Source organism: Mesorhizobium sp. M1A.F.Ca.IN.020.06.1.1, assembly GCF_004023265.1.
Classification (GTDB): Bacteria; Pseudomonadota; Alphaproteobacteria; order Rhizobiales; family Rhizobiaceae; genus Mesorhizobium.
Map to the genome: position 1 here is coordinate 1 of NZ_RZSR01000252.1, position 6663 is coordinate 6663.

A 6663-nucleotide genomic window follows, 5' to 3' on the forward strand; every position below is an offset into this window, starting at 1 on the left:
TGGTCGAGCATCCATTGCTCAAGCCGTCATGACCCGCATTGCCGCCATAGCCGCCGCCCGAAATCTGGTACATGACATAGTCGCGGCCGCGCGTCGGGTCGTTGCCGCCGAGCGCGAAATTGCCGCTGGAACCGGCGGGCGCTGCCGTCACTTTCTCCGGCAATGCCTGCACCATCGCCGCGAACACGGCCTCCGCAATACGCTGCGAAACCTCCGCCGCGCAGCCCGAGACCGGCCGCGGATATTTGGCGTCGAGGAAGGTACCTTCCGGCCGCTTGACATTGAGCGGCTCGAACGCGCCGGCGCTGATCGGCACTTCGGGGAAGATATGGCGCATGGCGAGGTAGACTGATGACAGCGTCGTCGCCAGCACGCTGTTCATCGGGCCTGCGCAGGGCTTTGACGAGCCGGCGAAATCGAAGGTCAGGCTGTCGCCCTTCTTCTCGACGGCGAGATTGATGGTCAGCGGCTCGTTCACCACGCCGTCGGAATCGACAAAAGCTTGCGAGCGGTAGACGCCGTCCGGGATAACGGCGATCGAGGCGCGCATCTGTTCGGCGGCGCGGCGGCGCAATTCGGCGATCGCCTCGACGACGGTTTCGTCGCCGTAACGATCCAGGATTTCATTGAGCCTGTCCTGGCCGATCAGCAGCGCCGCAGCCTGGGCGCGGATGTCGCCGATGCGCTGGTCGGCGACGCGAATGTTGGAGCAGATGATAGCGTAGATCTCGGGATCGAGCACGCCCCTCTTGAACAGCTTCACCGGTGGCAGCCGCAGACCTTCCTGCTCGACGGCGGTGGCCGAGGCCGAGAAGCCGCCAGGCACCGCGCCGCCGATATCCGGCCAATGGCCGGTGTTGGACAGCCAGCAGAAGATCTTGCCGTCGCGGTAGACCGGCATGACGAAGCGCACGTCCATCAGATGCGTGCCGCCGAGATAGGGGTCGTTGACGATGTAGATGTCGCCGGGCTCGGGGGCCAGGCAGCGCCCGTCGGCGATCATCTCGATCACCGTCTTGGTCGAATACTGCATGACGCCGACGAATACCGGCAGGCCCTGGCTGCCTTGCGCGATGAGCGAGCCGTCGGCGGCGGAATAGATGCCGTCGGAGCGGTCATTGGCCTCGGCGATGACCGGCGAGAAGGCGGCGCGGGAAAACGTCAAATCCATCTCGTCGCAAACTTGCTGCAGGGCGGCCTGCAGCACCGAAAGCGTGATCGTGTCGAGCTTTGCCCCTTCGACTGCCATTGTCAGGCCTCGCCGATGTCGATGATGATGTTGCCGTCGGCGTCCGAACGCGCATGATCGCCGGGTTCAAGCACGGTGGTGGCGTCCATCTGCTCGAGGATCGCCGGTCCCTCGATTGTTGCGTCGAGCGGCAGCCTTTCGCGCGCATAGACCGGCGTCTCGTGCCAGCGCCCGCTGTACCAGACCGGCCGGATCTCGCGCCGCGCCTCCTCCAGCGTCGCCGCGCGTCCTGCCGGGTCGATCAGCTGAGACAGGTCGATCTGCGGCCGCACACCCGTCACCGAGGTGTTGAGGTTGACGAGATTGGCGCGGATCTCCGGCAGTTCGACCTTGAAACGCGCGAAATAGGCTTTTTCGAACAGCTGCTGCAGCGTCGCCCGTGAAACCGAGGATGACGGCAGCGGCACGTTGATGATGTGCGTCTGGCCGACGAATTGCATGTCGGCGGAGTGGGTGACGCGGATTGCATCGGGCTTCACTGCTTCCTTGCCGATCAGCGACTCGCCTTCGTTTCGGTGCCGTTCCAACAACTCGCGAAGCTTTGCTTCGTCGAGGCTCGCTACCGGCTGGTTGACCGTATTGACGAAGTCGTGCCTGAGGTCGGCGACGACGCAGCCGAGCGCGTTGGTGATACCCGGGCGTGCCGGCACCACCACTTTCGGCAGGCCGAGTTCGCGGGCCAGCGCCGTCGCGTGCAGCGGCCCGGCGCCGCCGAAGGCGAACAGCGCGAAATCGCGCGGGTCGTGGCCGCGCGACACCGAAACCATGCGGATGGCGCCCGCCATCTTCATGTTGCCGAGCCTCAAGATGGCACCGGCCGCCTCGACGCCGGAAAGGCCCGTGTGCCTGCCGATTCTGTCCTCGAAGATTGCGGTGACGCGCTCGACAGTGACCGGATTGTCGACCGCAAGCAGCTTCTTCGGCGCCAGCCGCCCGAGCACCAGATTGGCATCCGTGATGGTGGGTTCCGTGCCGCCGCGCCCGTAGCAGATCGGGCCGGGATTGGCACCGGCGCTTTCCGGACCGATCTGGATCAGGCCGGCGGCGTCGACGCGCGCGATCGAGCCGCCGCCGGCGCCGACGGTGTGCACCGCCACCATCGGCACATGGATCGGCATCGCATATTCGATCTCGATCTCGTTCGAGACCGCGGGCTCGGCGTTGCGGATCAGCGCCACGTCGGTCGAGGTGCCGCCCATATCGTAGGTCACCAAGTTGGCGAAGCCGGCACGCTTTCCCGTGTAAGCGGCGGCGATGACGCCGGAAGCCGGACCGGACATGACGGTCTTTGCCGATTCCTGCGTGACGAAGCGGGCCGAGATCATGCCGCCATTGCCGTTCATGATCAGGAAGTCGCGCGCATAGCCTTTCGCCGCGAGCTCCTTGCGCAGCCGCTCGACATAGCGCTCCAGGATCGGCTGCACCGAGGCGTTGACCGCCGCCGTCACGCCGCGTTCGAATTCGCGCGCCTCCGAAAGCAGCGCATGGCCGGTCGTGATGTGGCCGTTCGGCCAGAGCTCCGCCGCGATTTCGGCCGCGCGCCGCTCGTGCGAGGGGTTGGCGTAGGAATGCAGGAAATGGATGACGAGCGACTCGCAGCCGGCGTCGAGCAGCTTTTTCACGGCATCGCGCATTTCGGCCGCGTCGAGCGGCAGGCGAACCGCGCCGGACGCCTCGACGCGCTCCGAAACTTCGAGCCGCAGATCGCGCGGAATGACCGGCACGAAGGTGCCCGTCATGCCATAGGCTTGCGGCCGCGTGCGCCGTCCAAGCTCGATCACGTCGCGGAAGCCGCGCGTCGTGATCATGCCGGTCCTGGCCAGCCGGCGCTCCAGCACGGCGTTTGTGGTGGTCGTCGTGCCGTGCACGATGAGGTCGATGCCCTCGACCGGAAAGCCGGTCGCGCCAAGTGCGGCGACCACGCCAAAGGCCTGATTTTCTACCGTCGTCGGGGTCTTGGCGATGTGCACCTTGCCGCCGGCCTTGCCGTCGATCAGGAGCAGATCGGTGAAAGTTCCCCCGACATCGATGCCGGCAACCACGCTTCCCGCCGACGCCGAAAATTTCTCATTCATTGCCGAAACCCGAAATGCCAGGACTACGGATATGCCTCGGTTTGGAAAGCCGTTTTACGCTGCCATCTTGACCTGAAGATCATTTGTATACTAATAAATTCCGGACACAAGAGCTTACCGCTTGGCAGTGTGCAGAGAGCACGTCGGAACCTGACCGTTCGGGCGCGCAGGAGAAAGTTTGGCGCCAGCGCCCCGCGTCCGCGCCGGAAAGTTGGGTTTGATGAACACGACATCCGCGTTGAACCTCGCCGGTGCAAAGCCGCTGCAGTTCCCGATCCCGACCAATGTCTATGCCGAGACCGTGGTATCGGTGAAGCATTACACCGACCGCCTGTTCTCGTTCCGCATCACCCGCCCGCAGTCGCTGCGCTTCCGCTCCGGCGAGTTCGTCATGATCGGTCTGCCCAATGCCGAGAAGCCGATCTTCCGCGCCTATTCCGTTGCCAGCCCCGCCTGGGACGACGAGCTCGAATTCTTCTCGATCAAGGTCCCGGACGGTCCTCTGACCTCCGAGTTGCAGAAGATAGAGGTCGGCGACACCGTCATCATGCGCCAGAAGTCGACCGGCACGCTGGTGCTCGACGCGCTGACGCCTGCAAAGCGCGTGTTCATGATCTCGACCGGCACCGGCATCGCGCCTTTCGCCAGCCTGCTGCGCGACCCCGACACCTATGAGAAGTTCGATCAGGTGATCCTCACCCACACCTGCCGCGACAACGCCGAGCTCACCTACGGCCAGGAACTGGTGGCTGCGCTCGAGACCGATCCGCTGATCGGCGAGCTGACCGGCGGGCGTGTCACGCTCTACAATTCGACGACCCGCGAGGAGTCGGCGCGCATGGGCCGGATCACGGCCCTGATCGGCTCGGGCAAGTTTTACTCCGACCTCGGCATCGACAAGCTCAATCCCGAGACCGACCGCATCATGATCTGCGGCTCGATGCACATGCTGAAGGACGTCAAGGAGCTCGCCGAAAGCCTCGGCTTCCAGGAGGGCTCGCTCAGCCATCCCGCCAGCTTCGTCGTCGAGCGCGCCTTCGTCGGCTGAGGCGCGTCTCCCAGTGTTTTGACCATGCGGTCAAAAACCTACTGCTTTTGCCGCCTTTTTCCGCTATGAGCCACTGAAGGACTCGTGAAGGACAACTTCGCGGGCTATCTTCAGTGCACGTCGCTGAATGAAAGGGCAGGAGATGAGCAGCACCATCCGCGAGGCCGGCTCAGGCGCGTCCAAGATCATGCCGCTGCCGGCGCGTGCCGCCGCCAACACGCCGATGCCGCTGGAGCACGGCATTGCCCGCAATCCTGGCATGAAGCTGGACCTCGGCTTCCTCGAATCGGTGCGCAGCGTCAACCGCTCGGCGCTGGAGCGCCGCGTCGCCACCCTCACCAAGCGGCGCTCGATCAAGGCCGACAACCAGGCCGCCTGGCTGCTGCGCGCGATCGCCTGCATGGACCTGACCACGCTGAATTCCAACGACACCGACGAGCGTGTGCGCCGGCTCTGCGCCAAAGCGATCAATCCGCTGCGCCGGGACATCGTCGAGGGCCTCGGCATCGCCGACGAATCGATCCGCCCCGCGGCGGTTTGTGTTTACCATCCCTTCGTGGCCACGGCCGTGGATGCGGTGCGTGGCACAGGCATCCATGTCGCGGCCGTCTCCACAGCGTTCCCGCACGGCCTTGCGCCGCTCTCGACCCGCCTGCAGGAGATCGAGGCCTCGGTGAAGGACGGGGCCGACGAGATCGACGTCGTCATCCCGCGCGGGCTGGTTTACGGCGCCAAATGGCGCGAACTGTTCAACGAGATCGTCGCCATGCGCGCCGCCTGCGGCGAAGCCCATCTCAAGGTCATCCTAGGCACGGGCGATCTCGCCACCCTGCGCAACGTCATGCTGGCTTCGATGGTGGCGATGATGGCGGGCGCCGATTTCATAAAAACCTCGACCGGCAAGGAAAGCGTCAACGCCACGCTTCCCGTCGGGCTTGCGATGGTGCGCGCCATCCGCGCCTATTTCGAGGAGACCGGCTATCTGATCGGCTTCAAGCCGGCGGGCGGCATTTCCACCGCGAAGGTCTCGCTCGACTGGCTGGTGCTGATGAAGGAAGAGCTTGGCCGGCCCTGGCTCGAGCCGCAGCTGTTCCGCTTCGGCGCCTCCAGCCTGCTCACCGACATCGAGCGCCAGCTCGAACATCATTTGACCGGCCACTATTCGGCCAACCATCGCCACGCGATGGCGTGAGCCACCCCCCTCCCCCTTGCGGGGAGGGTCGCCGCGAAGCGGCGGGGTGGGGGTCGAAAAACAAATCTGCCTGATCCATGCACCAAACCATTAGACATTTACCCCCACCCCGATCGGCTTCGCCGATCGACCCTCCCCACACGGGGAAGGGTAAAGGAGCGACCCCATGAACATCCTAGAACGTTATCGCGCCATGGAGTACGGCCCGGCGCCGGAAGCCCGCAACGAGGCCGACGCCTGGCTCGCCGGCCGCGATTTTTCCAGGGCGCTGTTCATCGACGGCGCCTGGAAGGCGGCGGCAAGCGGCAAGACTTTCGATACCAGCGAGCCGTCCTCCGGCAAGCTGCTGGCGAAGATCTCGGATGCCGGCGCCGGCGACATCGACGCCGCGGTTGCGGCGGCCGCAAAGGCGCTGCCGAAATGGTCGGCATCCTCGGGCTACGCCAGAGCCAAAGTGCTCTATGCCATCGGCCGCGCCATGCAGCGCCATCAGCGCCTGTTCGCGGTGTTGGAATCGATCGACAACGGCAAGCCGATCCGCGAGAGCCGCGACATCGACGTGCCGCTGGCGATCCGCCACTTCATCCATCATGCCGGCTGGTCGCAGACGCTCGAGAAGGATTTTCCCGGCCACAAGCCGGTCGGCGTCGTCGGCCAGGTCATTCCGTGGAACTTCCCGCTGCTGATGCTGGCCTGGAAGATCGCGCCCGCGCTCGCGGCCGGCTGTACGGTGGTGCTGAAGCCGGCCGAATTCACGCCGCTCACCGCCATACTGTTCGCCGAGATCTGTGAGCGCGCCGGCGTGCCGAAAGGCGTCGTCAACATCGTTCAGGGCGGACCGGAGGCGGGTGCCGCCATCGTCAACCATCCGGGCGTGCAGAAGATCGCCTTCACCGGTTCCTCCGAGGTCGGCAAGATCATCCGCAAGGCAACCGCCGGATCGGGCAAGAAGCTGTCGCTGGAGCTCGGCGGCAAATCGGCCTTCGTCGTTTTCGAGGATGCCGACCTCGACAGCGCCGTCGAGGGACTGGTCGACGGCATTTGGTTCAACCAGGGCCAGGTCTGCTGCGCCGGCTCGCGGCTCCTGGTGCAGGAAGGC

Annotated in this window: 5 protein-coding genes; 3 read left to right on the forward strand and 2 right to left on the reverse strand. The window is 65.1% G+C overall.

Features of this window, described 5'->3' with window-relative positions:
• Positions 1 to 1249: hydantoinase B/oxoprolinase family protein (locus tag EOA60_RS13520; RefSeq protein WP_128311472.1), on the reverse strand; the 1249-nt coding region annotated here is incomplete at its 3' end.
• Positions 1250 to 1251: 2 nt separating this feature from the next.
• Positions 1252 to 3324: a hydantoinase/oxoprolinase family protein gene (locus EOA60_RS13525; RefSeq protein ID WP_095825568.1), complete on the reverse strand. Its 2073-nt coding sequence runs from the start codon at positions 3322 to 3324 to the stop codon at positions 1252 to 1254.
• 220 nt (positions 3325 to 3544) lie between these two features.
• On the opposite strand from EOA60_RS13525, the gene EOA60_RS13530 reads away from it, so the two are divergent.
• From EOA60_RS13530 to EOA60_RS13540, 3 genes are all read left to right on the forward strand, one after another.
• Complete coding sequence (locus tag EOA60_RS13530; protein ID WP_095825593.1) at positions 3545 to 4372, forward strand: ferredoxin--NADP reductase; 828 nt, start codon at positions 3545 to 3547, stop codon at positions 4370 to 4372.
• A gap of 142 nt (positions 4373 to 4514) precedes the next feature.
• Positions 4515 to 5564 carry a deoxyribose-phosphate aldolase gene (gene deoC, locus EOA60_RS13535; RefSeq protein ID WP_095825594.1) on the forward strand — a complete coding sequence of 350 codons (1050 nt, stop codon included), beginning with the start codon at positions 4515 to 4517 and terminating at the stop codon, positions 5562 to 5564.
• Positions 5565 to 5730: 166 nt separating this feature from the next.
• Positions 5731 to 6663 (forward strand): aldehyde dehydrogenase family protein (locus tag EOA60_RS13540; RefSeq protein WP_128311475.1); only part of this gene is annotated, 933 nt, incomplete at its 3' end.

Bases quoted from the DNA above. Each gene is read 5' to 3' on its own strand.
- EOA60_RS13530 (WP_095825593.1), top strand. From the start codon at position 3,545: ATGAACACGACATCCGCGTTGAACCTCGCCGGTGCAAAGCCGCTGCAG.
- EOA60_RS13525 (WP_095825568.1), bottom strand. From the start codon at position 3,324: ATGAATGAGAAATTTTCGGCGTCGGCGGGAAGCGTGGTTGCCGGCATC.
- deoC (WP_095825594.1), top strand. From the start codon at position 4,515: ATGAGCAGCACCATCCGCGAGGCCGGCTCAGGCGCGTCCAAGATCATG.